Source organism: Planotetraspora silvatica (genome assembly GCF_016863315.1).
GTDB classification, from domain to species: domain Bacteria; phylum Actinomycetota; class Actinomycetes; order Streptosporangiales; family Streptosporangiaceae; genus Planotetraspora; species Planotetraspora silvatica.
In genome coordinates, this window is record NZ_BOOQ01000027.1 from 133,635 (window position 1) to 157,626 (window position 23,992).

The 23,992-nt window shown below is 65.7% G+C and carries 26 protein-coding genes; 16 read left to right on the forward strand and 10 right to left on the reverse strand.

Going from position 1 to position 23,992, the window contains the following annotated elements; translation table 11 throughout:
* Positions 1–13 precede the first annotated feature (13 nt).
* From Psi02_RS21025 to Psi02_RS21045, 5 genes are all read left to right on the forward strand, one after another.
* Positions 14–1,708 carry a lamin tail domain-containing protein gene (locus tag Psi02_RS21025; RefSeq protein ID WP_239095038.1) on the forward strand — a complete coding sequence of 565 codons (1,695 nt, stop codon included), beginning with the start codon at positions 14–16 and terminating at the stop codon, positions 1,706–1,708.
* A gap of 458 nt (positions 1,709–2,166) precedes the next feature.
* Positions 2,167–2,706, forward strand: coding sequence for a hypothetical protein (locus Psi02_RS21030; protein WP_203976675.1), 540 nt, complete (start codon positions 2,167–2,169; stop codon positions 2,704–2,706).
* Positions 2,707–2,960: 254 nt separating this feature from the next.
* Complete coding sequence (locus Psi02_RS21035) at positions 2,961–3,419, forward strand: SMI1/KNR4 family protein (RefSeq protein WP_203976676.1); 459 nt, start codon at positions 2,961–2,963, stop codon at positions 3,417–3,419.
* A gap of 445 nt (positions 3,420–3,864) precedes the next feature.
* Entirely contained in the window at positions 3,865–4,209 is a 345-nt protein-coding gene (locus Psi02_RS21040; RefSeq protein WP_203976678.1) for a DUF6247 family protein, read from the forward strand.
* Positions 4,210–4,386, forward strand: coding sequence for a hypothetical protein (locus tag Psi02_RS21045; protein ID WP_203976679.1), 177 nt, complete (start codon positions 4,210–4,212; stop codon positions 4,384–4,386).
* Positions 4,387–4,718: 332 nt separating this feature from the next.
* Here the strand turns inward: Psi02_RS21045 and Psi02_RS21050 are convergent, their stop codons facing one another.
* Both Psi02_RS21050 and Psi02_RS21055 read right to left on the reverse strand, forming a co-directional pair.
* Positions 4,719–5,501 carry a methylenetetrahydrofolate reductase gene (locus tag Psi02_RS21050; protein WP_203976681.1) on the reverse strand — a complete coding sequence of 261 codons (783 nt, stop codon included), beginning with the start codon at positions 5,499–5,501 and terminating at the stop codon, positions 4,719–4,721.
* A 1,077-nt stretch (positions 5,502–6,578) separates the two neighbouring features.
* Positions 6,579–7,112 (reverse strand): carbonic anhydrase, encoded by a 534-nt coding sequence (locus Psi02_RS21055; RefSeq protein ID WP_203976683.1) that lies wholly within the window; start codon positions 7,110–7,112, stop codon positions 6,579–6,581.
* Positions 7,113–7,309: 197 nt separating this feature from the next.
* Here Psi02_RS21055 and Psi02_RS21060 point away from each other — a divergent pair, with 197 nt between their 5' ends.
* Both Psi02_RS21060 and Psi02_RS21065 read left to right on the forward strand, forming a co-directional pair.
* Positions 7,310–7,966, forward strand: a complete 657-nt coding sequence (locus tag Psi02_RS21060; RefSeq protein ID WP_203976685.1) for a TetR/AcrR family transcriptional regulator — start codon at positions 7,310–7,312, stop codon at positions 7,964–7,966.
* An 848-nt stretch (positions 7,967–8,814) separates the two neighbouring features.
* Positions 8,815–9,087, forward strand: coding sequence for a hypothetical protein (locus Psi02_RS21065; RefSeq protein ID WP_203976687.1), 273 nt, complete (start codon positions 8,815–8,817; stop codon positions 9,085–9,087).
* 543 nt (positions 9,088–9,630) lie between these two features.
* On the opposite strand, the gene Psi02_RS21075 is transcribed toward Psi02_RS21065, so the two are convergent.
* Positions 9,631–10,263: a dihydrofolate reductase family protein gene (locus tag Psi02_RS21075; RefSeq protein WP_239095039.1), complete on the reverse strand. Its 633-nt coding sequence runs from the start codon at positions 10,261–10,263 to the stop codon at positions 9,631–9,633.
* A 124-nt stretch (positions 10,264–10,387) separates the two neighbouring features.
* On the opposite strand from Psi02_RS21075, the gene Psi02_RS21080 reads away from it, so the two are divergent.
* Positions 10,388–10,753 carry a hypothetical protein gene (locus Psi02_RS21080; protein WP_203976689.1) on the forward strand — a complete coding sequence of 122 codons (366 nt, stop codon included), beginning with the start codon at positions 10,388–10,390 and terminating at the stop codon, positions 10,751–10,753.
* Between the two features lie 165 nt (positions 10,754–10,918).
* Here Psi02_RS21080 and Psi02_RS21085 read toward each other — a convergent pair whose 3' ends face one another.
* Entirely contained in the window at positions 10,919–12,004 is a 1,086-nt protein-coding gene (locus Psi02_RS21085; protein ID WP_239095040.1) for a DUF5937 family protein, read from the reverse strand.
* Between the two features lie 100 nt (positions 12,005–12,104).
* On the opposite strand from Psi02_RS21085, the gene Psi02_RS21090 reads away from it, so the two are divergent.
* Entirely contained in the window at positions 12,105–13,289 is a 1,185-nt protein-coding gene (locus Psi02_RS21090) for an MFS transporter (RefSeq protein WP_203976691.1), read from the forward strand.
* Positions 13,290–13,754: 465 nt separating this feature from the next.
* Positions 13,755–14,684 (forward strand): TolB family protein, encoded by a 930-nt coding sequence (locus Psi02_RS21095; RefSeq protein WP_203976693.1) that lies wholly within the window; start codon positions 13,755–13,757, stop codon positions 14,682–14,684.
* A gap of 414 nt (positions 14,685–15,098) precedes the next feature.
* Here Psi02_RS21095 and Psi02_RS21100 read toward each other — a convergent pair whose 3' ends face one another.
* Positions 15,099–15,491 carry a MerR family transcriptional regulator gene (locus Psi02_RS21100; RefSeq protein WP_203976695.1) on the reverse strand — a complete coding sequence of 131 codons (393 nt, stop codon included), beginning with the start codon at positions 15,489–15,491 and terminating at the stop codon, positions 15,099–15,101.
* A 205-nt stretch (positions 15,492–15,696) separates the two neighbouring features.
* Between Psi02_RS21100 and Psi02_RS21105 the strand changes: the two genes are divergently transcribed.
* From Psi02_RS21105 to Psi02_RS21120, 4 genes are all read left to right on the forward strand, one after another.
* Complete coding sequence (locus Psi02_RS21105) at positions 15,697–16,617, forward strand: TIGR03619 family F420-dependent LLM class oxidoreductase (RefSeq protein ID WP_203976697.1); 921 nt, start codon at positions 15,697–15,699, stop codon at positions 16,615–16,617.
* Between the two features lie 88 nt (positions 16,618–16,705).
* A complete protein-coding gene (locus Psi02_RS21110) occupies positions 16,706–17,035 on the forward strand; it encodes a hypothetical protein (protein ID WP_203976699.1) in 330 nt (109 codons plus the stop codon).
* A gap of 42 nt (positions 17,036–17,077) precedes the next feature.
* Complete coding sequence (locus tag Psi02_RS21115; protein WP_203976701.1) at positions 17,078–17,839, forward strand: hypothetical protein; 762 nt, start codon at positions 17,078–17,080, stop codon at positions 17,837–17,839.
* A gap of 302 nt (positions 17,840–18,141) precedes the next feature.
* Entirely contained in the window at positions 18,142–18,789 is a 648-nt protein-coding gene (locus Psi02_RS21120) for a hypothetical protein (RefSeq protein ID WP_203976703.1), read from the forward strand.
* A gap of 136 nt (positions 18,790–18,925) precedes the next feature.
* Here the strand turns inward: Psi02_RS21120 and Psi02_RS21125 are convergent, their stop codons facing one another.
* The 4 genes from Psi02_RS21125 to Psi02_RS40740 all read right to left on the reverse strand — a co-directional run bounded on the left by Psi02_RS21125 (position 18,926) and on the right by Psi02_RS40740 (position 21,515).
* Entirely contained in the window at positions 18,926–19,294 is a 369-nt protein-coding gene (locus tag Psi02_RS21125) for a hypothetical protein (protein ID WP_203976705.1), read from the reverse strand.
* Positions 19,291–19,836 (reverse strand): MarR family winged helix-turn-helix transcriptional regulator, encoded by a 546-nt coding sequence (locus Psi02_RS21130; protein ID WP_203976707.1) that lies wholly within the window; start codon positions 19,834–19,836, stop codon positions 19,291–19,293. The genes Psi02_RS21125 and Psi02_RS21130 overlap by 4 nt, the downstream gene beginning before the upstream one ends.
* Positions 19,837–19,916: 80 nt before the next feature.
* Positions 19,917–20,489 (reverse strand): TIGR03086 family metal-binding protein, encoded by a 573-nt coding sequence (locus tag Psi02_RS21135; protein ID WP_203976709.1) that lies wholly within the window; start codon positions 20,487–20,489, stop codon positions 19,917–19,919.
* Positions 20,490–20,540: 51 nt separating this feature from the next.
* The gene (locus Psi02_RS40740; protein ID WP_203976710.1) at positions 20,541–21,515 is read right to left on the reverse strand and encodes a collagen-like triple helix repeat-containing protein; all 975 of its coding nucleotides are present in this window, start codon (positions 21,513–21,515) and stop codon (positions 20,541–20,543) included.
* Between the two features lie 437 nt (positions 21,516–21,952).
* Between Psi02_RS40740 and Psi02_RS21145 the strand changes: the two genes are divergently transcribed.
* On the forward strand, positions 21,953–22,156 hold the full coding sequence (locus tag Psi02_RS21145) for a hypothetical protein (protein ID WP_203976712.1): 204 nt from the start codon (positions 21,953–21,955) through the stop codon (positions 22,154–22,156).
* A gap of 69 nt (positions 22,157–22,225) precedes the next feature.
* Positions 22,226–22,855: a hypothetical protein gene (locus Psi02_RS21150; protein WP_203976714.1), complete on the forward strand. Its 630-nt coding sequence runs from the start codon at positions 22,226–22,228 to the stop codon at positions 22,853–22,855.
* A 233-nt stretch (positions 22,856–23,088) separates the two neighbouring features.
* Here Psi02_RS21150 and Psi02_RS21155 read toward each other — a convergent pair whose 3' ends face one another.
* On the reverse strand, positions 23,089–23,712 hold the full coding sequence (locus Psi02_RS21155; RefSeq protein ID WP_203976717.1) for a hypothetical protein: 624 nt from the start codon (positions 23,710–23,712) through the stop codon (positions 23,089–23,091).
* Positions 23,713–23,992: the final 280 nt, after the last annotated feature.

The window sequence follows — 23,992 nt, forward strand, 5'->3', positions numbered from 1 at the left end:
GGGTCTCTTGTCGATGAAACTCAGGCTCCGTGCGCTCACGGGGGCCCTGGCCGCCGCCGTGGCGCTGGCAACGCTCACTACCACCCCCGCGGCGAATGCCGCCGCCTCGGTTCCGTCGCAGGGATCGCCGACACAGCTCGACGTCGGCAACTGGAACGTCGAGTGGTTAGGTGCGCCGGACTTCGGCCCGACCAACGAGGCGCTTCAGCAGCAGAACGTCCGCGACGTCATGGCGGGCGCCGACATGGACGTGTGGGGCCTCTCCGAGGTCGTCAGCACCTCGGCGTTCGACACACTCGTGGCCGGCATGCCCGGGTACACCGGGGTCGTGGCCAACGACCCGATCGTGACGAACGGTGCGCAGTACTACTCGGACTTCAGCAACACCGAGCAGAAGGTCGCCCTCGTCTGGCGTTCCAGCATGGCCACCCTGGTGAGCGCGAAGGTCATCCTGACCAACCAGAACAGCAACTTCGCCGGCCGCCCGCCGGTGGAGTTCACGTTGCGCGGCAGGTTCGACGGTGTCACCCGTGACCTCGTCTTCATCGTCCTGCACGCGAAGTCCGGGTCTACCCAGGATGACTGGAACCTCCGCAACCCCGCGTCGCAGGCCCTTAAGTCCTACCTCGACACGACCTACCCCACACAGAACGTCTTCGTCATCGGTGACTGGAACGACGACGTCGACACCTCCATCACATCCGGGAAGGCTTCGCCCTACGCCAACTTCGTGAACGACGCGGCGCGCTACACGTTCCCGACGCGGGCCCTGTCGCTGGCGGGCGTGTCGTCGACGGCGGGCTACCCGGACTTCATCGACCACCAGCTCACCACCAACGAGGTGCAGGCGAAATACGTCGCCGGCTCGGCGAAAGCCTTCCAGCCCCAGGCCTATGTCCCGAACTACGCGACGACGACCAGCGACCACTACCCGGTGCTGGCTCGCTACAACTTCGTCATCGGCGGTGGCGGCGGCGCGAACCAGCAGCCCACGGCGTCGTACACGCACTCCTGCACCGCTCTCAACTGCACCTTCACCGATGGCAGCACCGACTCCGACGGCACCATCGTGAGCCGCAGCTGGAACTTCGGCAACGGCCAGACCTCGACGGCGATGAACCCGACCGTGACCTACGCATCGGCCGGAACCTACGCGGTCTCGCTGACCGTGACGGACAACGGCGGGGCCACCCACACCACGACCCAGAACGTCACCGTCACCGCCGGCGGTGGCGGCGGACCCGCCAACGTCATAATCAACGAGGTGCTGGCCAACGAACCGGGCAGCAGCACCGCCGGCGAGGCCATCGAGATCGTGAACACCGGTGGCACGGCGATCAGCATCGCCGGCTGGACCGTCCGGGACGGGTCGGCAGTGCGGCACACGTTCGCGGCCGGTACGACGCTGCAGCCCGGCAAGGCGATCACCGTGTTCGGCGCGGGCTCCGCGATCCCCGGTGGCATCGTGGCGGTGGCAGCCAGCACCGGCGGCCTCAACCTGTCCAACAGCGGTGACCAGGTGATCCTGCGGGATTCGGCCGGAGCGACAGTCCAGTCGATGAGCTACTCCTCGAGCCAGGCGAACTCCGACGGGGTGTCCATCAACCGAAGCCCTGACGGTTCGGCGACCGGCGGCTGGGTCAAGCACAACACCATCAGCTCGCTGTCCCGCTCGCCCGGCCAGCGCGCCAACGGAACGGTGTACTGAGCCCCGATCCACCGGCTTGACTTCGAAGTGATCGTTTAGCGAGGTTCGGGCTGGTCGGCTGGTGGCGTGTCCAACCAGCCCGCCAGCTCCTCGCGGACCTCGGCGAAGTCCCGCCAGCCCCCGGCCTCCTGGATCTCCCCGGCGTGCGTACGCGCACCAGACGGGCCGTAGCTGCCTGAGGTAGAGGTGCTGATCGCTCGCCTGCCATCGACCCAGGCAGAGCCCAGCAGACCGACTCCTCCAGATCAAGCCAGGCCGTGCACGTTGGGCAACCAGCGCGAGGAAGGCCACCGGGAAATGTACACGCGAGGCCAGGCTTGACCCTCTGTCGCCGGCCCGCTGCCGCTACGCGGTGGGTCGATAGCAGACGAGAGATCAGGAGGGACGGGCACGCGGTGTGACCCGCCTTGGCCAGCCACATGGGTTCCATGATCGACCCTGCGCCGGATACTAGCTGTATGCGCGACACCAACGCAGAACAGATGACCGCATGGCTGTCCGATCAGGTCAACGGGTTCGAAGGTCTTGCAGGATGCGTCGTCGAGAGTTGGAGAGGCGTCGAGATGGCCGTCCGCGAACACGCCGCCGACGGACCACAGTTCTCGGATCCTGACGTGCCGTGTCTTCAGCTGGTCCAATTGGAAGCAACCCTTGACGGTGCTGACCGCCGAACCATCGACGCCTATCAGAACGATGCGTACTTCGGCCTCCACCTCGCGGCATCCACAGACCGACATGCCCAACAGTGGGCCGGTATCTATCGGGAGTCCGAACTCAGCCTCCCGATAGGCCGGATCAATGCAGCGACAGTGCGATTCGAAGAAGGAGTACTCGCCGAGGTCACGCTCTCGATCGGCCCCGTGACTGTTCTTCTCATGGCGGCAGAGGTCGACGAACTCGACAGCGGATCCCTAGCGTGGCACCGATTCGACGAATCTGTGCTGGTCTTTCCGGACCCAGCCGACGCGGACAAAATCGATTGGACACCCTCGCGCTGATCGTGAGTGACGAACTGCGTGACAACCCCGATGAACGACGCTGGACACTCGCGGACGAGAGTGGACTGCCCCCGCAGCTAGAGACTCTGTAGGCCAGTTTGAGCTGCTGGTGACGTTCCCTGATAAGGAAGAGGTCCGCACGTAGCCGGCCCGCTGCCGCTACGCGGTGGGTCGACAGCCGACGAGAGATCAGGACAGTTGGAGCGCGTGTCCATGTCAAACTATGCAGACAGTTACATCGAGGTGGATGTTACATGGCGATGAGCGCTCCAGATTTCGAGCAATTGGCGACTATTCTTGCCACCAGGGATAACGCCGTAGCTGGCCTCACCCATGCCGAGCTACTGGAACTTGAACGCGGATTGGGTGGCATGAGGCTTCCCTTGGCTTACCGTGACTTCATGAAACGAATGGGGCGGGATGCAGGGCCTCTCCTGGCCGGGACCGACGCTTTCTATCCGCAGATCATCGACTACCAGGCAGAGGCCTGGGAGCTGGTTTCAGACGAGAAGATCGGGCACCTGGTCCCTGCTGAGTCGATCATATTCGCGACGCATCAGGGATACCAAATATATTGGATGTCTTCTGAGGCAGGTGATGATCCTCCAGTCTTTATGTACCAGGAGAATGACCAAAAGATTAGTCGTAGATGGGAATCGTTCTCGGAATTCGTTTATGGTGAATTCGAAAGGTTCCATAGCGGGCGGCAGTAAGGGGTCAGTTCTGGCGCCGGCGGCTCTGGCGGTACAGCAGCGGCGTACAGCAACGCCGCCATACATCGCCATCCGTCACCGGCCCGCAACTGCCCATCGAGCAGGGCGAGGAGCCCTCGACGTCGTGACTGGCGCTGGTTTGCAATCAGGAAGTCGGGAGTGCGCCAGCAGCTCCAGCCGTGGATAGGTGCTACCGGGCAAGGCGGGCGAGTAATCGACTCTCAGACACCACTCGCCTCGGGTGGGAGCACTTCTGTGATCTTGCCGTTCACCACATTGGCGATCGTGCGGTTGGCCTCGGTGTGCTGTGTTGATAGATCAACACAGTGCAGGCGGCGAGGGCGCGATCACCTGGGGAGACGCGCGTTTGCCGGTAGGCCGAATCGCGTGCTCAAGTCCTCTGATTGGCTGGGCCGCGCTGAGGACCTGTACATACACTGACGGCATGAGCGCGCAACCACACGAGTTCACCCCCGAAGGCCCCCTACCGGAGAAGAACCTGCGCGCCATCCGTAGAGCGTTGGTCGTGCCGCAGGACCGAGATGGGTTCGACGCAGGTTTGGACGTCGTCTTGGCTGACGTCCGCGCGAGTTTGGACCTTGGTCGGCTGAACGAGTTCATCCATACCTGGTGGCTTATCGCGTGCGATTCGATCAAGGACCCGCAGGGTCGCAGAGATCTTTACGAGCGGGCTGCTCGTGTCCAGGAACTGAGCGATGCCGGCCAGCCGATCCCGCGAGGCGACAAGACATGGCGTCAACTACTCGCTGATCGCGGGGTCGAGCGGTAGATGTACTCGATCGTCGAGCCCGATCCTGTCGCCCAAGAACAGATCGCGGCCCTCCCCGGGGATGCTTTGCGGTATCTGGCCGGAGTGCTGGACTTGATCGAGGTAGAGCCGTGGGCGGGTGGAAGTAAGCCTGATGGCAACATGCGGGTCATGCCGTTCGAGAACGTGGGCTCGTGACCTATCTGATGCTGGAGCCTCAACGCGAGGTGTACATCGTCCGCGTGCAGTGGATCTAGCTTGATCCTGGTACTGCGGTCGGGCTGGGTCACTGCCGCGTCGAGTGACATGAACCCGGTGTCAACGAACGCCAACCGCGTACGTCAGGCATGTCCCGGGCCAGGACAACGCCTGGTCTGCCGAATTGCGCCGCCCAGCCGGCGGCGACCCGGGCCGTAGCCGTACCGCGCACCCGCCGTACCCAACGCACTCACCGACCCCAGCGACGCGCCGCCGCCAAGTTGCTCCGAGCCGCCGGACTGTTTACCGGCCAGGACTGCCCAACCATGCCGTCAGCTGAGTAGGTGCTCCAGCCGGGCGGCTACCTCGCGATACCGGGCCACCGGGATTAGATGTACGCCGTCGAAAGCTCCGGAGTCTCGGATCTGGAGCACTTGTTCGCAGGTGGCCTCGACACCGGCGAGGCGGTCGGAGGCGACTTTCTCCACCAGTTCGCTCGGGATGTCGATGTCCGGGATCGCAGCCGCGAGACGTTGGGCGTGCGTCTCACTGGCGAGAACCATCACGCCTGCATATACCGGAACGTCCATCGGGTTGGCCTCCCGCCACCTCAGCAAGGCTTCCAGCGAGAAGCTGACCTGGACAAACATAAAGTCCGCTGCTCGCTTCCAGGCCGGCAGCGGACGCAGCGCCGCAGCTGTGCCAACGCGGAAGGGTCGCACTCCCGTGAACGCGCTGTCCTTCGGTAGCGCTCGGACCTCCTCGATCATCGCCCGCACGTTCAGCTCTCCGGTCCGGCTACCTGAACTGGGCTTGTCCCCGTAGACGAACAGGAACTGGTCAACACCGTATGCGGCGGCGGTGAGCAGGTCCCGGCGGAACCCCAGCAGGTTACGGTCGCGTGAGTTGAGGCAGGCGATACTACGTCCCCCCATTGCCTCAACCTCGTGCGCGACCGCCACGCTGGACACTGTGGCACGGCCGATGTGGTTGTCAGGTACGAGGAAAGTGTCGGCCACCTTGCTCAGGGTGCCGATCTGGTGCCGAACGTGCTTCAGGTCTGGCCGGGTGGGCGGTTCGATCTCGCAGATGATCTGGAACGGCTGATTAGTCATGGAGCCAACCTAGAGAAGGCAGGTGGCGACCAGCCACTCGCTTTCATCGACCGATGCGTTCTGCGATCACATGAGTACCCAAGCAATGATCTGAGCCACCGGTAGGAAGAATCCATCCCCTGTTAGAAAAGCGAGCCTCCGGCGGGGGTCCTCAGCTCCGGGATGATCGCCCGCGCATCGCCGAGGACCCGAGGGGCTGAGGTGGAATCCTGATCTTCCCGTCTCCTGATCAGAGGCTCCTCTCATCCGTTCCCAGGTGCAGTTCTAGCTGCAATGCGGCGTCGTACGGCTCGCTTCCATCGTGACGACTCGTGCACAAACAAGATCCGGAACATGTTCGGCGTGATCTTGCTCTGCTAGGCATCTCCTACTAGATGCCCCGCAGGTCAGGATGTCGCGGGAAGCAGCAAACGGGACTAATCCGATGACCCTTCGTCCTTCTCGCCGCTGAAGCGTCCCGGCTGTGCCCGCCGTGTCAAGGGCGCCTACGGTGTCGTTCGTCGGCTGTAGGTTCCGGGTGTGGAAGAGATCATTCTTCGGCTGGATCCGGGGACTGCTGCGGTTCTTCGCGATCACATCTACATGGTCGGTGAGCACTTCGCTGCGGGTGTGCCTGTCGTGCAGTTCGCACCGGAAGACGAGACGCGGCTGAGCAGAGTCATGTGCGATCTGGACCGAGCTCTCGGAGGCCGCGGATGCACGGCGTGCGCCATGGGAAGTCCGTGCCATTAGCTCCACCGTCGGCGAGGCGACCGTCGTACCCATTGGCGTGCCATTGGACGGCTGGACCACGCTGCCGAGAAGGGTCTCTGACTGCATTGATCAGCGAAAGGGGCATGATCACCGTGCCATCAGCGTGCCATTAGGCAGCGTCGAACATGGTTGGTGGGGGAGAGGCCGGCTAGGTAGACCCACAGGTCAGAGGGCTGCCGATAGCGAGCATGGCTCCCTACAAGCGAGGGGTCACTGGTTCGAACCCAGTACCGCCCACCAGGCAAAACGCACCTCATCTGATCTTGTCTTCCCCGGCTGGACGAACTGAGTGACTATGCCTCTCGAAGAGGCTGTTCATCTTCTCTAGTCCCCCGACTGGGGATATCGGGCGTCGAGAATGGTGGTGACGCGTCCGGTGTCGATGTCATACACGTGGCCGGAGACACTCACTTTGGGCGAGAGCACAGGCGACGCGAGAAGCCGCTCGACGTCGGTCCTCACGGTGGCCTGTGGGTCGGCGACCTCGGTGGCTCCCAGCGCCGCCTCGGATATGCCAGTCGCCTGAGCGGCGTCACGCCGAAAGGCAGGGTCGGCCAGAAAGCCCGTTCCGCATTGTGTGTGGTGGACGACAGCCACCTCGAAAAGCCTGTCAGGCACGCCGAACACCTTCTCGGCCAGGAAGGCGAGGTAGGCGATGTCGTCGATCACGGCCGGGGTGACGCGTCCGCCCGCGTTGCGGATGACGGGAGCGTCTCCGAGCCGAAGTCCGAGGACGATCGCGGGGTCGACTCGGTGGTCGAGGCAGGTGAGGACGAGCAGCTGGGCGGTCGGCGGGCCGAGCGGCACCGGGGTGTGGTCGCGGGCGAATTGCTCGTTGCGTTCAAGCAGCAAGGTCATCCTGCTCATGGTGATGTCCGTTCGGGTTCAGGTGGTGTCTCATCGTCATCGCCCTGCCGCGACCACGAACTGGAAGACCCGAAGTGCGTCGGGTATCGCGGCGGCGTCCACATCCGTCGGCTCCCTGTCGGCATTTAGTGGACGCCGTCCACTTTAGCTGAGCTGGTGGACGCTGTCCACATTGCTATCGTGGCCGAGTGAGCACGGGCCGACCAGCAGCGGAAAGACCCCCGGCAGGGCGACGGCGACCCCGGGGCGCCGTCCGCGACGGCCTGGTCGCCGCAGGGCTCGAACTGGCCCGCACCGGCGGCCCCGACGCCGTGGTGCTTCGCGAAGCGACCCGGATCGTCGGCGTCGTGCCCAACGCCGCTTACCGCCACTTCGCAGACCGCGACGAACTCCTCGCCGCGGTCTGCGCCGCGGCCATGGGCGAGTTGGGCGACCGCATGGCCGCCGACGTCGCCCGTGTGCCCGGCGAGCACGGCGACCCCATCGCGGCCCGCCACCGTCTCGGCGCGATCGGAGCGGCCTACCTCCATTTCGCTCAAGATGAACCAGGCCTGTTCGCAACCGCGTTCGCCCTGCCGCAGCAACACGCCTACAGCGCCAACGACACCGACACCAGCGAGCCGGGCCGCAGCCCTCTCGGCCAACTGCGCACCGCACTGGACGAACTGGTCGACGCCGGCGTACTCGACCCGCGCCGCCGCGACGGCATCGAATACCCCATCTGGTCCGCCGTCCACGGGATGGCCGTCCTCACCGGAAAGGGCCCACTACGCGACGTCCCCGGCTCCGACCGCCGCAGGTTGGAAGAACTCACCATCGCCTTCATCAGCGACTGCCTCACGTAGCGCTTCCTCATCACACAAGAGAGCCCGGACCCCGCGCACACCAACTAAGCGCGTTCATCCGTACTCCAAGTACCCCGACAGCACTCCCCAGCTGCTGAACAGGGCCTCGACGATCGCCAGCGAACTCGGGCAAGACTTCGGCCGGAGGTGAAGGTCTTACTGTCGCGGCGCCGGCAACCGATGCCGGCCAGCCGCGAGTAAGGTGGCGCGTCCCACACGCGCTCCCTCTAAGCAGTGCCACCAGTAAGCGTGGCCGCACGCCCGTATCGGTTGGTTGCGCGCCGCCCACCGGCGGGTTGCGGCTCTTCGGCCGGTCCCGCCGGCGGCGGCGCGCACCACGCCGACAAGCGGCGTGACCATCGGATCGACGGCATAAGCGGCTTGTGCCGATGAAGGTCTCTTCCCAATTGGTGAACGGTCATAGGCACGGGCAGCAGTCGAACAAGCCCCGGAAACCAGTAGGCGACGCTACGCGATAGGACGAGCAGGGGAGAGGCGGAGACGTGCCGGGGAAGACCTCGGGGCACCGCCCCGGACCCCGGGGCGCTCCAGCTTCGAGAGATCAGTCCGCGCATCAGGGGGCCGTAGCTGGTTGAGGTGGAAGTCCTGATCGCTCGCCTGTCATCGACCCAGGCAGAGCCCAGTAGTCCGACTCCTCCAGGTCAAGCTCGGCCGTGCAGGCAGGGCGACCAGCGCGCGAGGAAGGTCACCGGGAACATGGACACGCGAGGCCAAGCTTGACGCTCCGTCACCGGCCCGCTGTCCTTCGGATGGGTCGACAGCAGACGAGAGATCAGAACAAGGGGCTGTGCGCTGACCGCGCCACTCCAGACCACTACGATCAGCGCGTGGCCGAAATGAATCCTTTTGCAGCCTTTATCCCCCTAATCTTCGCGTTCGTCCTCTTCATCTGCGTGCCCGCCTTTGTCATCTACGTTGGCGTAAAGGTTCTTTCAGCGCTGAAACCGTTCAGCAATGCCGGTTCGTTCGGCCCCTTCGATCTTGCAACGAAGGTTCGCGGCCTGAAAGCTCAGAGACGGTACGAGCAGGCTGTTTTGCTCGTTCGGGGCGAAACGGGCCTTGTTGAAGAGGAGGCGCGCTCGTTCGTGGACCGCGCATGATTGGACGGTCCCCACTGGCCCTGCGTGTTCAACTGCGTGACAACGCCGAAGGGCAACCTCGGACACTGGCGAACGGTGGCGGACGATCCCGGCAGACAGATGATCGTAAAGGTGGAAAACTATCCATATGGGACGTGCTCTTGCATGGGTTGGAACCTGGCTCGGCTTGAGCGCTGGCCTTAGCCTCATGTACAAGGCGGTCGTCGAGTCGGAGGGCTATCCATTCGCTTGGAGACTGTGCACCTTCTTGCTGGGCGCCTTGCTCTTTCAACACCTGCTTAGAGGCACCATCAGGGAATGGCGAGCCTGGAGGCGAACACGACCTCGGGAGCCGGCCACCAATCATGCATCCTCAGATGAGTTACCAAGTGCGTGAGTGCAAGCGGAGCCCAGGCGTCGGCGTTTTCCCGTGAAGTTGCTCAACACCGTACCGTGTGGTGGGTTCGCGATGATAAGGGCAGTCCGACGCCACCATCGGACTTCGGTAGGCCGGCATTTCCATACTGGTCGTCGGAGGCCCGAGCGCAGCGCACGGCCGCACAGTCACAGACGGGCGTGCCCCTCCGTCGCAGGCGCCGACCATTGCTCACGAAATCGCGGACCTGCAACCCGAAACGTCAGGTGGGTGGCGGTCGGCGACTCGACCACCCTCGTCTGCTCCAGTTCGACACGGCCTCCGTCGAAGAGTCGGGTGCCCGCGCCGAGAAGCACCGGCACCAGGTGGATGCGCACCTCGTCGACGAGCCCGGCCCTGAGATACTGCCGGGCAACCTCCGCCCCGCCCATCACGACGACGTCCTTGCTACCCGCGGCCGCCCTGGCCTGCTTCAGGGCGCTTTCGACGCCATCGGTGACGAAGGTGAAGGTTGTAGGGCCCTTGACCAGCTTCTCCCGGGTCCGGCTGGTGAGAACGAAGCACGGCATGCCGAAGGCGCCGTCGTCTCCCCACGGGCCTTCACCCACGTCGAAGGTCCGTCTGCCGAGGATGAACGCACCCGTCTCCGCGAACATCTCAGCGGAGATCTCGCGGTCGATCTCGCTTACCGGGCTGCCGTCAATGCCGAGCCAGCCGTGCAGACGCTCGCCGTCCTCGCCCAGGGGTTGGTCGACGCCGACATTCGGCGCCGCGGTGAAGCCGTCCAGCGACATGGTCATTTCCAGGAGTACTCTTCCCATGGGTCCTCCTCGATTGCGTCAGCGGATTCGATGATGTCAATCAGCTACGACAAGTTGAGACTCCACATACAAGGGCCAGTTCAGCTCAGAGAATGGGCCTTCGTCGGAGATCTAATATGGGTGGATGCACAGCCCGCGGGAGAATGCCGAAGGCAACTGGTCGTTTCTCCGTACGAGCGTGCAGTACCTCGCTCTATCCGCAGGCGATCAGCTTGAGTGGGTCGGGTCCATGAGCGTCGGCGTTGATGAACTGGCGCTCTACTTCGACGATGCCTATTCCACAGCGTGGCGTTCTCGGGACACGGGATGGATCTCCGAGCATCTCGACAGCACCCTCACCGACATCGACCAGATGCTGATCAGCCTCACCGAGGAAGGCCCCTCCGCATGGACGGAGGACGCCCTGCACTCTCATCTGAAGTGGGAAGAAATCAGGAGACTCGCTCATCACGCTCGTGCCCTCATGCCGGCCCAGCCGTGGGAGGAGTGACATCGATCGTGGAGTCTGGTGGGGGGGACCAGTCTTTGCCGGGCAGGCCGGCGGCGTCGAGGATCTTCCGAAGGCCACGACGTGCGACCAGGTAAGCGTGCGGTGCTGAGTCGGACGATGCTGCGAAAGCGGCAGTCGCCCCGCGTTCTGGCATACCGCAGCTGCTTAGCGCAGGACGGCCGCCAGCAGGTCTGTGCCCAGCGTCGTCATCTCGGGCAGGTTGAGGGTGTAGTGGACGTAGCGCCCGCGCCGCCGGGTTGTGAGCAGGCCCGCGCGGCGCAGGACGGCGAGGTGGCGGGAGACCTCCGGGGGAGAGAGCTCCCAGGCGTGGGCCAGTTCGCCGGTGGTGTGCGGGCCGCGGGCCAGGGTGCGCAGCAGCCGCATGCGTACCGGATGCGCGAGTGCCTCCAGGCGGAGGGTGACCGTTTCCAGCGATACCGGCTCTGACGGACTCGGCTCGGCCACGGGGTACTGCACCACCGGCTGCCATCCAGGCGCGTGGATCACCACCAGGTGCGGGCGGCCGAAGTCACTGGGGATGAAGGTGACCCCGGTGCCGTGTGCGGCGGTTGCGTTGTCCTGCAGCTTGTCCACGATGATGCAGTCGCCGTCCGGTGCCAAGGTGACGGCGCCGGAGACCGAGGAGAGTGCCGCCCCGATGCCCTGGCGCTTCAGCAGGTCGTTCTTGAGACGCAGGTCGGTGGCCAGTTGCACGGCGACGCGCGTCCAGGCGGCGTCGAAGAACGCCTCTGCGCATTGTTCGAGGGTGTGGCGCACCCGCGCCCGCACCGCGGCCGGGTCCGCGAGCAGCCGCTCCGCGAATGCCTCTTGGAGTGCGCCGCGGGCCTGGGCCAGGTCCAGGGCCCGCTCGCGCGCGGTCGCGTCAGAGAGCGGCGACGGCGCGGCGAAGTGGACCCGATTGCTGCCGCACGTGGTGGTGAGCGCGGCGGTCACATAGGTCTCGTCGTCGATCCGGTCCACATCGTCCAACTCCTCGGCGAGGGTCTGCCGAGGTCGGGCAGGGACCAGGAAATCGGCTCGTGAGGAACGCCAGAGGAACTCCGCCTCCCGCAACCGCTCGGCCAGCTCCGGCCGCAGCCCGGACCAGACTTCCCCGGCCCAGCCGGCCAGCCGCGGGTGATGCCCGGGTTCGGCCAGGACGTGCAACATCGCGGTCAGCTCGGCCAGCGGGGAGGCGGCGAATCGCAGCCGCTCGGCCGGCAGCCCGGTGATGTCGATGCGCAGCGTCATCCCCCCATCATTGCTGGTCGGACGGCTGGCGGCGGCGTCGGTTGACGATGTCCGTCAACCGACGTGCCGCATCCGGCGGCCCGACACAACCGTAGGCGCCATGGCAACCACCACCAGAATCCAGCCCCGCGCCCTCCTCTATGCCTCCGGAGGCCCCCGCTACGCCGTTGCCCTGGCCGTGGACGCGCTCGGCACCGGTCTGCTGCGGCCCTTTCTGCTGCTATACGGAGTAACGGTGCTGAGGCTGTCCACGCCGGTCACCGGCACCGCCATGACGGCCGGCGTCGTCGCGGGCCTGGTGTGCATGCCTGTGGTGGGCCGATGGCTGGACCGGGGCGCGCGCAGCACGGTTGTGGCGGCATCGATGCTGGTGCGGGTGCTGGGCGTGGCGCTGCTGCTGGCAACTCCGACGGGGAACGTCTGGCTGTTCGCGACAGCGGCGCTCTTCCTCGGCATCGGCAACCAGGCATGGCCGGCCGCCCACGCCGCCCTCGTGGCCACGGTCGCCCACGGCCGGGAACGCGACGCCGCCCTCGCAGGGGGCCGCGCCCTGCGCAACGCCGGCCTGGGTGCTGGCGCACTCGTCGCCACCGCCTGCCTGGCGGGCGGAACCACCGCATTGAGAGCGTTGGCAGGCGTGACCGGGCTCGCCTACATCGCCGCGGCGGCCTTGGCGTGGTCGGTCCACGTGCACGCGCATCCGGCCGCTGCCGCGGCCAAGGACAGGGACGACGAGCCGACACCCCGGATGCGCGCGCTGCTGGCCGCCAACGTGATCTACGTCTTCTGCCTCAACGTCCCCGAAGTCGCCCTCCCTCTGGTCCTGGTGACGCAGATGCACGCCTCCCCGGTGTGGTCGGCGGCCATCTTTGTGGCCAACACGGTGCTGGTGGTCACCCTGCAGGTTCCGGTCACCGTCCTGACGTCACGCTTCCCCCGCCGGTCCGTGCTGGCATTCGCCGGTTTGGTGCTCGCCGCGTCCTACCTCGGCTTCCTCGCCGCCACCTCACTGGGACACGGCTGGGGTGTCCCGGCCATCGCCGCGGTGTCCGTGGTCTGCACCCTCGGTGAGATCATCTATGCAGGCAGCGCCACCGCGCTCGTCACCGCCCTCGCCCCGGCCCCTGCCCTGGGAAGCGCTCTCGCCCGCTTTCAGCTCTCCACGGGTTTCGGCCTCGCCGTCTCCCCAGCGGTCATCACCGCTCTCGCACCACAGGGCCCGGCTGCCCTCTGGGGCAGCCTCGCCGCCGTGACTCTTCTCTCCGCCTCCGCCGTTGTCCGCTGAGCAGGGATCGAGCATGATGCGCCACGGAACGGCCGCTACCGCCGAGAAGGAGCAGGGAACGCGCTTCAGCGGCTGGTGTCGCCGGGCGCGAGCAGGCTCGTGAGCTCGGCAATCGCCTCTGGCGCCGGTTTGAAGTAGCGGCGGACGTTCTCCGGCTTCTTGCGCCGGGGCTCTATATGCGATTCCTGGACCTTGACGCCATATCCGGCGCCACAAGATGATCAACACATGTCTCCGCGCGCAGGCGTCACCATGGCAGGCCTAATCACGCTCGCACTGGTAGGCGCCTGCGGCAATGACGGTGTGGATCACGCCGAGCGGGTCTCACTCAAGGGTCGGGCGTCCGCTACGGCCACTGTGGCTCCCTCACCGGCGGCGTTCCCATCCCTGCCCGCCCCAGCCGCCCAGTCGTCAGCCCCCGCAGCCGTCGCGCCGGAGCCCATGGCGACCTCACTGTCGTCGCCCATGGCCACATCTTCACCCCTGCCAGCGGTCGGTCCACCGCGCTTCATCGTCACAGCGCGGGCTCCGCTCGCACGCTTCGCGAAGGACTCCAAGACAGCGGTCTTCACTCCTGTACGGCCCGCCGTGCACGACGCCACGACCGGAGCGTTCCTGGCCGCCATCCCCCTGCCGCCAGGAGTGCGCTCCTCCTGGCAACTTCTGGCCGCCGCACCCGACAACCGCACCTTTGTACTATCCGGATGGACCAGACCGGAATCTCCCACCCGGTTCTTCCGCGTACACCTCGCCGAGGACGGGTCACCGAGCGATCCGATACCCGTTCCCGGACTAGAGGGCGACCCGCTGAACATTGGATACATCATTGCCCTGAGCCCGGACGCCACCAGGCTCGCCTACGCCGCCTCCACCCCGGGTGGAGCGAAGATCTCCGTCGTCGATCTCGCCACCGGACAGCGCCGCGACTGGAGCACGAGCGCGTCCTCCGTGGTGAACGGCCTGGCCTGGGCCCCGGACGGCCGACGGATCGCACTGGTGGTCGGCGGTTGGGGCATCGGCGTCCTCGACCTTGCCCAGCAGGGATCAGATCTGCTGGCCGCCACCCGCCTCGTCAAACCGGGCAACGGCCTGCCACTGCTGGAGTCAGTGGCGTACACCCCCGATGGCAGTGCCCTGATCTACTCAACCGGCCATTCCATAGAGCGCGTCCCGGTCGACGGTAGGGAGGAACCGCGGGTCCTCGCGAAGGTGACGTTGCCGGCCGACGCGTCACTGAGCCTCCGTTTCAGCCTTGACGGAACCGGCCGACACCTGCTCTACATGCACCACTGGCGGAGCTTCCGAGTCGATCTCGCCGATGGTTCGACCACGTCGGTGCTCATCAAGGCCGGTGAGCACTCCAGTGAGGGTGACTCACCAAACGCCGCCTGGTGATAATTCGTGCTTCGCCCACTCCGCTAGCGTCTGTGCCGGGCCCATGCACCAGCTTGTGAACGCTCTCCGATACGCCTCAGGCGAGGGCCTCGGCTCCGGGATGATCGCCCGCGCAGAAGTCGGAGTCCGTAGCTGGTTGCGGCGGAGCCTGATCGTCCCGCCTGCCGCGACCCAGGCAATAGCCCGGCAGACCGGCTTCTACGGCTCAAGCCCGTCGGCGCGAAGCTCCTGAGTCATTTCCCGAGCTCAGCAGGAATCGGCATACCAATCGTGGCCTCTCGGGCCTGGGGGGAGTTGAGATCAGAGCGTTCGCCTGCGCTTTGGTCTCGGGTCCTGGTAGGCCAGCGCCATGGCGCGTGAAGACCTCACCGACGAGATCGACGCCGCGTGACCAACCGCGAGACGCTCGTCAAATCATGACGTGGCCCTGCGCTCGGTGTTCGCTGACTTGACGCTGAGAACCGTGTCGAGGTAGTCGGCGATTGCGTCTCTGTTGCGGGTCAGGGACTCGATGCGTTCGGACAGCCGAGCTTGTTCGTGTTGCAGTGTGACGATCATTTCGGGTGTCACGTTGGGGACGTAGATGGTCTGCGGCTTGTCCAGGCACGGCAGGAGCTGCTGAATGATTCGGGTCGGCAGTCCGGCATCGAGCAGTCCCTTGATCTGCAGCACGACGTCCACATGTGACTCTTTGTACTCACGGTAACCGTTGAGGGCGCGGCTGGATGTGATCAGCCCCTGCTCCTCGTAGTAGCGCAGTAGCCGGCGGGATACGCCGGTACGCTCCGCGAGCCTTCCGATTCTCATGTGCTCAAGCCTACGCCTTGACCTTCACATCAATGTGAGTGTTTAAGACTCGCTGGGTGGGCCGGGAACAGCCGAAATCTGCCCTCTGCCGGGGAAGCGGGGGTAGGCGTGCGGCTCGGCTCAGTTCCTGCGGCGGCCACGACATTCACGACTACATCGGGGGTTTCACTTGAGACTCGGACTTCGTCTGCCCCAGAGATTGGGAGTGGACCTACAACACGACTTGGTCGAAGCGGCCAGAACGGCCGAAGCGGCCGGGTACGCCAGTTTGTGGACGTACGAACGGCTGCTCTTCCCGGAGACGCCCGTCGACTCATACGCCGATCTGCCGAACGTGCCGTGGCCGGAAACCTCGCGGCAGGCCGCCGATCCCCTGGCAGTCCTCACGGCAGCGGCGGTGGCGACCGAAAAGGTGCGCCTCGGGACTGCCGTTCTGATCGCTGCACTCCACACACCCGTCCAGCTGGCGAAGCAGCTGGCCACGATCGATCAGATCAGCGGCGGCCGCATGATCGCAGGTATAAGCACCGGCTGGGCCACCGACGAGCTCCAGGCCACTGGCGCCACCCGAGCGGATCGCGGCCGCTTCCTCGACGAGACTCTGGACGTCTTCGATGCCGTGTGGGGGCCGGACCCGGTGAACTTCCGGAGTCCTCGCGTCATCATCGACAACGCCTCGGTCCTGCCCAAGCCCGTTTCGAAAATCCCCGTGATGCTGGCCGGCGGTGGCATCAACGTGGGCGGCGGCAGTCCCAAGGCCGTCGAGCGCGTTGCCAAACGCGCAGACGGCTGGCTGCCGCTACTGACCACGCCCGGGCCGGCCGGAGCCGCGGAACTGCGCACAAGCTGGGACCGTATCCGGGAAATGGCTTCCGAGTACGGCCGGGACACGAGCCGGATGGAGATGGTCGCGGTGGGAAACGTCACCTTCACCGACCGTCCGGCAGGACCTGACCGATCGGCGTTCGTCGGCACTCTCGACCAGATCATGGATGACATCCACACGGCCGCAGAGTCTGGCGCAGACGAGCTCATCGTGGATCTGAATCTGCAGGACTGGTTCACCAACACTCGGCAGATGCTTGAGACGGCGGTGGAGATCCGCGAACGCGCCCAAGTCTCATGACCGATGTTGCCAACACCGGAGACGGCCAGAACGCTTCTGTCCAGGCTGCGGCGAAGGCCGCCCCCAAGGACCCTGGGCCCTGCCCGACGTGTCCCATCTGGGGGTACTGAGGGGACGGGCGACCAGGGGCGCGGCCTCGCCGACCGGCGTCCGGGCACTGCTGCTGGAGGCCCGCGTTGACCCCGCGATCATCGAGGCGATCGCGTCCCGGAACAAGCTGGTCATCCAGCTGAGCAGCTCCGACTTCGCCGCCATGGGCTGGGCGCACCCGGGGCCGAGCGCGGCCATGTGGAACAACGCCGTCGTGGACGCCATTCTTGAGCGCAGCCCGGACAAAGCTCCCGGCGCAATCGACCCGGACGGCTTGCTGAAATCCGTATTTTTCGGGTGTCTCGCGATCTCACTCATTGGATGCTGAGGCCTGATCGGTCTGACAAGCACGAACGAGGAGAACGCGGCCATGGCGTGTGCTGACAACGGACAAGGAAGAGCGAACCTCGCCCGGGGATCTCTCGCTGTCGTCCTCACCCTTGTCCTTTCCTCCTGCTCATCGGGAGCAGACCGCGCGTCGCCGAGCACGGGGACGTCCCCGACGGCCATCGCTGCGACCACGACTGCGGCAACCGACGAGCCCACAGCGCCGCCTACGGAGGAGGCGGCGACGGAGGCGGCGTCCGCGGCGACGGAGACGCCCGAAACCGAGGAGACGGTCGACCAGCCTCAGGAGGCGAGCCTGGCCGGCGGCAGCTACGAGGTGACGATCAAGGGCACCGCCGGATGGGCGGACTTCGAGCGCGGTGGCACGGTGCGCATTCTCGACACGATCTCCGAGGTGGGGACGACCAACGAGGTCAACGTCGTGGACCTCTGCCTGATCTCGGGCTTCCCGGGAGCCCAGCCGGAAGCGGGCGCCATCTGGTTCAGCAGTAATTCCGGCTGCGATCCGGGGGCGTCAGCCGCCAACATCGATCTGGCGTACGTCGAGGTGGACGGTCAGACGGTCACCGTCCGGCCGGACGAGCAGGTGGCCGCCACGCTCGGGAACAACTTCACCGCCGGCTCCGGCCTGGCGGCCGGAATCTACGCTCCGGTATCCGGGCAGATGTCCATAACGGTCGATGAGGGCGGCAACCTCTCCGGCTCCGTCGACATCATGGGGTACGGCGGCGCTGGATTCGGCCAAATCCGTTATCAGGCGGAGATCAGCGGCAACCGCGTCTGACTTGGCGGACGGCACTCTCCGCAGCCTCGTGCCACCATCGAGGCGGAGAAGGCCCGACGATCTTCGACGTGGGCTCGAATGGCCGACTTCGGAGGCGAGGAGTCGCCTGGCCGCCGAGGACATGTTGTGGCACGAGCTCGTGGAGAGCCATGGACGCCGGTGGGAACTGATCTATCTAAAAGCGAGTCCGGAGACGCTGCGCCGGCGCCTCGTTGTACGCAATGCAACGCACGGGGCCAATGCCGTCACCGTCTCCGAAGACCTTCTCAACAGATATATGACCGGCTTCGAAGAACCGATTGGTGAAGGGGAACAAACGATTTTTCAGCACTGAGGAGGCCATCTATCGGCTCATCCCTCATGCATGCGGGCTGAGCTACACCGCGACAACGGCCGACCCCGACGGGGACCACGATCGCCGCCGCGCCAGCCTCGCCACCGCCGTCCGCCACGCCTTCACTCCCGGCCGGGCCGCCGGGGACAACCCCCGCCATGACGCGCGCTGTTCGAAGCGTGCACCCAAGACCCTCGGCAACACCAGATACGCCATGATTGCGCCAGTCCACGAAAGGCCTGCAATGCGCCGCTTAGGCAGACACCTCGTGGATTTCATGGTGGAGTCCGTCGTGCAGTTCGTCGCCTGGGCGATCCTCGCAGTCATCGGAGCGGGGGTTGTCGTCGTGGTGGCCGCGCTTTCCCACCGCCCACGGCTGACCAGAGCGCTTGTGACGGGCGACAACGCCAGCATCACACCTCTGGCGATTATCGGTCTGGTTGCCTTGATCGGAACACTCGCCGCTGTCACCTGGCTGGTACGGCGGATCAGGCGGATCAGGAAGAAGACTCCACCGCCAGACGCGCAGAATGCGGGCGAAGGCAGGGGAGAGTCCACTGTCCCGCATCGCAAAGGACCGGGCCGACATCGTTCGGGGTACTTCGGTGACACATGACCCCCGAAGGCGCCATTCGGAGCCGCGGAGCTGGTCGCCGGGGGAGGACCGGCCCACCTGGGAAGACGAGCTCGTGCCCTCAACAGGCGCGGACGATGCGGTGCCGACTGGCGCTCACGGGCTGTGTACCGTTCAGTCACTCGCCCTGAATCAATGCCGCCATCGACTGCCACGGCGCGGCGTCGAAGATCAGCAGGATGTTGTTGATTTTGCCGTTCTCGTCGAGGCGGAAGTGCTCGGCGGTCCGCTGGGTGCCGGCCGGGGTGGCGGTGTGGACGTCGTAGACGAGTGTGGCCTCGGCCTCGCCGTACAACTCGCTGATCATGTCGACGCCGGTGACCACCTGGACGAATCCCGGCAGCCCGGCCAGATGGCCGGCCGGGTCGGTGGAGCTGATGAACGGGCTGCGAAAGCTGAAGGGCTCCGCGAGGTGTGCGGCCGCTGCGGCCACGTCACCCCGGAACCTGGCGTCGTGATAGCCGCGGACGGTCTGCGCGGTGGTCATCGGGCTCCATTCAGATACTCGGTGAGCTTGTGATGGTTGTCGGCAAGACGCAGGCACAGATGGCGTAGCTGGGCCAGGTCGGCGGGGGTGAAGTCGCGGAAGATCGCTCCCATGGCGAGCTGGGTCGGCCGCCGCCAGTTCTCGATCCACTCCTGTCCGGCCGGCGTGATCCTGGCCAGGACGGAGCGCCGGTCGTGGGGGGCGGGAGCCCGCTGCACCAGGCCGTCCCGTTCGAGGGTGTCGACCAGCCCGGTGACGTTGCGGGAGCTCACTCCCGCCGATTTGGCCAGATCGCCGATGGTCATCCCGTCGGGGGAGGTGCTCAGGCGCAGGAGAACGTCCAGCGTCCCCGAGCTGAGCCCACGATTTTCGGAGCCCTGGGCGCGCATGCGCTCGATCGCGTGGGAAGCGGTGCGGACGGCCGCGGCGGCTTCCATGGCAAGGGTGTCGTCGCCGCCGATGAACTGGGCCAGGGCGGTTCTCGCCTGAGGGTCGAAGAGCAGACCGTCGGAGTCGGTGGAGATTTTATGTACGTCCTTCATGATGAAGCCACACTTTAATACGCCCTTCCATAAATGGGAAGGAGTGATCTCGTCGGATCCCAGGCGGAGCCGAGCAGAGGTCAGCCCTGACGTCCGAGGTATCGCAGGAACCGGGAGCGGATAGTGGGGTGAGCACCTGTGGCCAGCTCGGGGGCGTAGTGGCGTGGATCGCGGTCCTTCCCGATGACCTGGCGGGCCGCCGTGAGGCCGACGGCCCAGACCTGGTCCGGACAGGAGTACTTCGCTCCCACTGTGGTTTCGAGATCCCAGCCGTGCGCGAGCAGATCGAAGAGGTTGATTCCGGCCGCGAGATCGGCGGAGAACTCACCGAAGGGCAGGGAGCAGGCACGGGACAGGTCGACTTCGGCCCAGGAGACCTTGGCCGCCTGGACCGTCTTCTCGAACGCCAGATGGTGGTCCGCACCGACAAGATCGCCCTTCGGGGTCCTGGGCTGATCTGTCGTCCCGGCGGCGAACGCGGCGAACTTGAGCGTGACTCCGATCGAATGGCCGATGACGTCGCGCACCGTCCAGCCCGGATTCGGGGTGATCAGGTGGAGCTGCGAGGCGGTGATCCGCCTGACGAGACCTGCCGAGCTGTCCAGAGCGATGTCCAGGGCGTCGATGGTCGGCAGGTCTCCAGACGGATTCATCGTCACAGCTTCCCAAATGGCCTGGAGGGCGTGGGCCCGCGTTCTGTGCGCCTACGAGCAGGCCACCGGGGCGGTGATGTTGCCGGACACGCCTGCCGTGGTCTGCGTGTGCGTCTCGACCAGGTCGCAGCTCGGCGACGTCTTGTACGTCCAGGACCAGCCGCCCAGGTCCAGCTGCGCGAACTTGGTGCCGGTCGGGAAGAACTGCTTCACCCATTCGCCGGTCGACGAGGTGAGCGGCGGGTCACCCGCGCCGGTCGCGGGCACGGCCAGCTCGTCCGGTGTCTTGGAGTCCGCGTAGAAGGAGATGCCTTCTGTTCCGCCCTCGATGCTGCCCGTGATGGCCGCTCCGATCGTCTTGGACGGGTCGGCGGGCGTCTTGGCTCCTGCGATCGTCGTGAAAGTGCCGTCGTCCACCAGAGTGCCCGTGTAGTAGTAGCAGACCGTCGCGCCCGCGCCGCAGGTCTCCTTGGGGACGCCGTACTCGCGGGTGATGGTGACCGTGCGGTCCATCGTGTCCTTCGCCCACGTCTCCCCGCTGGTCCCGGAGTCGGACCGGTTCGTCAGGTGCGTGGTCGCCTTGAAGGTCTTCTTCGCGACCGGGGCGGGTGCGCCGTTGTCACCCTTGTCTCCCTTGGGTCCCTGAGGTCCGATCGGCCCTGCGGGCCCCTGGGGACCGGTGTGGCCGGTCGCGCCCTTCGGGCCGGCGGGACCTGCGGGGCCGGCCTTCAGCTTGAGCTTGTCGATCGCCCACTGAGTGGGGAGGAGCACGAATTGCTCGGAGCCGTCCTGCGCGCAGGTCGCCTGCGACGAGTAGCCGGGATCCACCGACGCCGACCGGATGGCTCGGCTTTTGATGTTGAAGCAGAGACCCACGGCATCGGGCTTGTGTTTGGAGTCCATGGTCGCGGCGGAGGTGTTCGGCCGCGTCTTCGTCGCGGCGATCGCCGTCGATGCGGCGTAGCCACCTCCCGCCACGACTGCGACGCCGACGGTGATGGCGACAATTCGGGTGCGCTTGCGCATGGATCCTCTTTCCGGGGGGAATTGTCGGATGATTTCCGACATAAGCGGCAGAATGTCCCCGGGCGCGGTCCAGAGCATTCCTGCTGATCGGCTGTCAGCGATTCAGTTGGAATCACAAGTCGCGCTTGAGGCGGCAGCCACAATGGGCGCGCCTATGTACGACTCCGGCGAGCGCACAATGGTTTACCGCGCCAGGTGAGGCGGGCTTGTTCTGGTGCGAAGAGATGCCGTCCCGTCGAGAACAGGACCCTCGACGTGGGGCGCGCGGCAGGCGGCGGACGCATGAAAGGCGCCTGCAAATCTTGGTCAACTGTTCCGAACGGAGACGCTCCCTGACCGTTCACTCAGCCCAGGCGTGTTCCCCTAATTGTCGGCGATGTCGACAGGGCATTCGTCACCGGCAGGACAAAAGTCCATTTCTATATAGAGGCGGCCCGATGGGCTATTTTCCTAGAATCATCGGCGGCGTAGGTGCCGTTGCGCTAGCGGGGATCGCACTGGGTGCGGCGCCGTCGTCGGCGCAGGCGATGCCCCGTCTGGCGGCGGCCGTGAACGTCCCGTGCAGCGCGGCCGCGCTCGTCACGGCGATCCAGACAGCCAACGGGGCCGGAGTCGCCACGCTCCTTCTCGCGCCGAACTGAATCTACAACTACGCGACCCCGACCACCCCGAACGACGCCCTCCCGATCATCACGGGCGACATCACTCTGGTGGGTGGGCTGAACACGACGATCAGGCGCGATCCGGTCGCAGCCCCCGCCTTCCGCATCCTGGAGGTGGCATCCGGCGCGACGCTCCGTGTCCAGCACATCTCCATCCTGGGCGGTAGCACGACGGGCCTCGGCGGTGCGATCCTCAACGCGGGCACCGTGCTCCTTGACCACACCATCCTTGCCGGCAACCAGGCAGGAAACGGTGGCGCGTTGGCCAATAACGCGGGCGCCGGCGCGACGATCTCCCACAGCGTGCTCAAGGAGAACTCGGCCGGGGGCGTCGGAGGTGGTGCCGTCATCAACTTCGGGACCCTGACGATAACCGACGGCATCCTGACCAAGAACAGTGCACCGATCAACGGCGGCGGACTGAACACCCAGTCGAGCGGCGTGTCGCATCTCATCCAAACCAACGTGCTGGAAAACACATCCAGCGGCCTGGGAGGAGGCATCTCCAACCTGGGAACCACCACACTCGACCACGTCGTGGTCAGGCAGAACAGGGGATCCGGTGGCGGCGGAATCGCCACCGGCAACGCCGATGTCAGCCTCCAGAAATCGATTGTCCGTGACAACATCCCCGATAACTGCAGTCCGCTGAACACCATCCCGGGCTGCGTCAATTAGCCGTCCGGTGGATCCTTGTCCGGGCGCGCTACGAACAAGGATCCGCCGGACACACCCAAGAGGCGAAGGATGTCCTGACCCGTTTCGAGCACAACTGGCTCCAGAAATTCGCTGCGATCCCCTCAGCAGATGCGCGTCGTTCAGCTCCGAGTCGGGCAATTGGAGCACTTAACGTGAAGAGCGTGGTGGCCGTCGAGCCGAAGATCGGGCGCGACACGGTCGCGAGGGCGGTGCTAGGCCTTGTCGCCGAGGAGTTGGCGGACTGTGGCGTATTGCTCCCGCACCCTGGCCAGATCGGTGCGGTAATCGTGGTCGACCCCGGCAAGGACCTGGTACGTCGAGACTGCCTCAGAGCCGAGCCGGAGAGCCTCCTCGGCGGTGCCGGGCGATTGCAGGACGGCCAGAATCGACGCCAGCCTGCCCTTGGCGTCGGCGGTCATGGCGGCCAGCCGGGTGAGGCTGCCTCGGGGCGTCAGCGTCGGGCGGAGCGAGTGAGACAGGCTCATCAGCCGATCCCCCAGGATCGCTGAGTTGCTGACCTCGCCGCCGGTGAGTTCCAGATAGCTGTCCAGGCAGGCGCGGGCGGTGTCCGCGGCCTCGGCGAACAGGCGGCTCTGCGTGAGCATTCCCGCATGGTTGTACAGCTTGCCCGCGAGTTGAGCGAGGTGCTGCTCGTTGTCGGGCTCCTCGGCTCGAAGCCGGCGGATGACGGCGAGCGCCTGCCGGTTGTAGACCAGCGCCTGATCCGGGTGTCCCGCACGCCAGAGGAGCAGTGCCGTTTCCGCGTGCTTGTTGGAGGTGTCCTGCAAAGCCTGCAACCGCCGCTCGCGGCGCGACTCGGAGCTGAATAACCCCACGTAGACTCCCGACTTCGCTCATTGACGCGCGTGACAGGAACACCTGACCGAACAATATCAGCGCAAAGCCGGCAGGTCGATGTGCCATTTGGTGCATTAGGGGTTATCGGATACCTGTCCAGGCGCAGGTGGTGGACGAGAGTTTCCGCGCCGATCGGCCAGGCATTTCGCCAGGATGACGACTGTCCGTATCGCAGGGTGTCAACGGTCGTCTCGATGAAGGAGGGATTTTCGCGTCGAAGAATGAGGAACGACATCCGGGATAGTCGCTTCAGCCGGC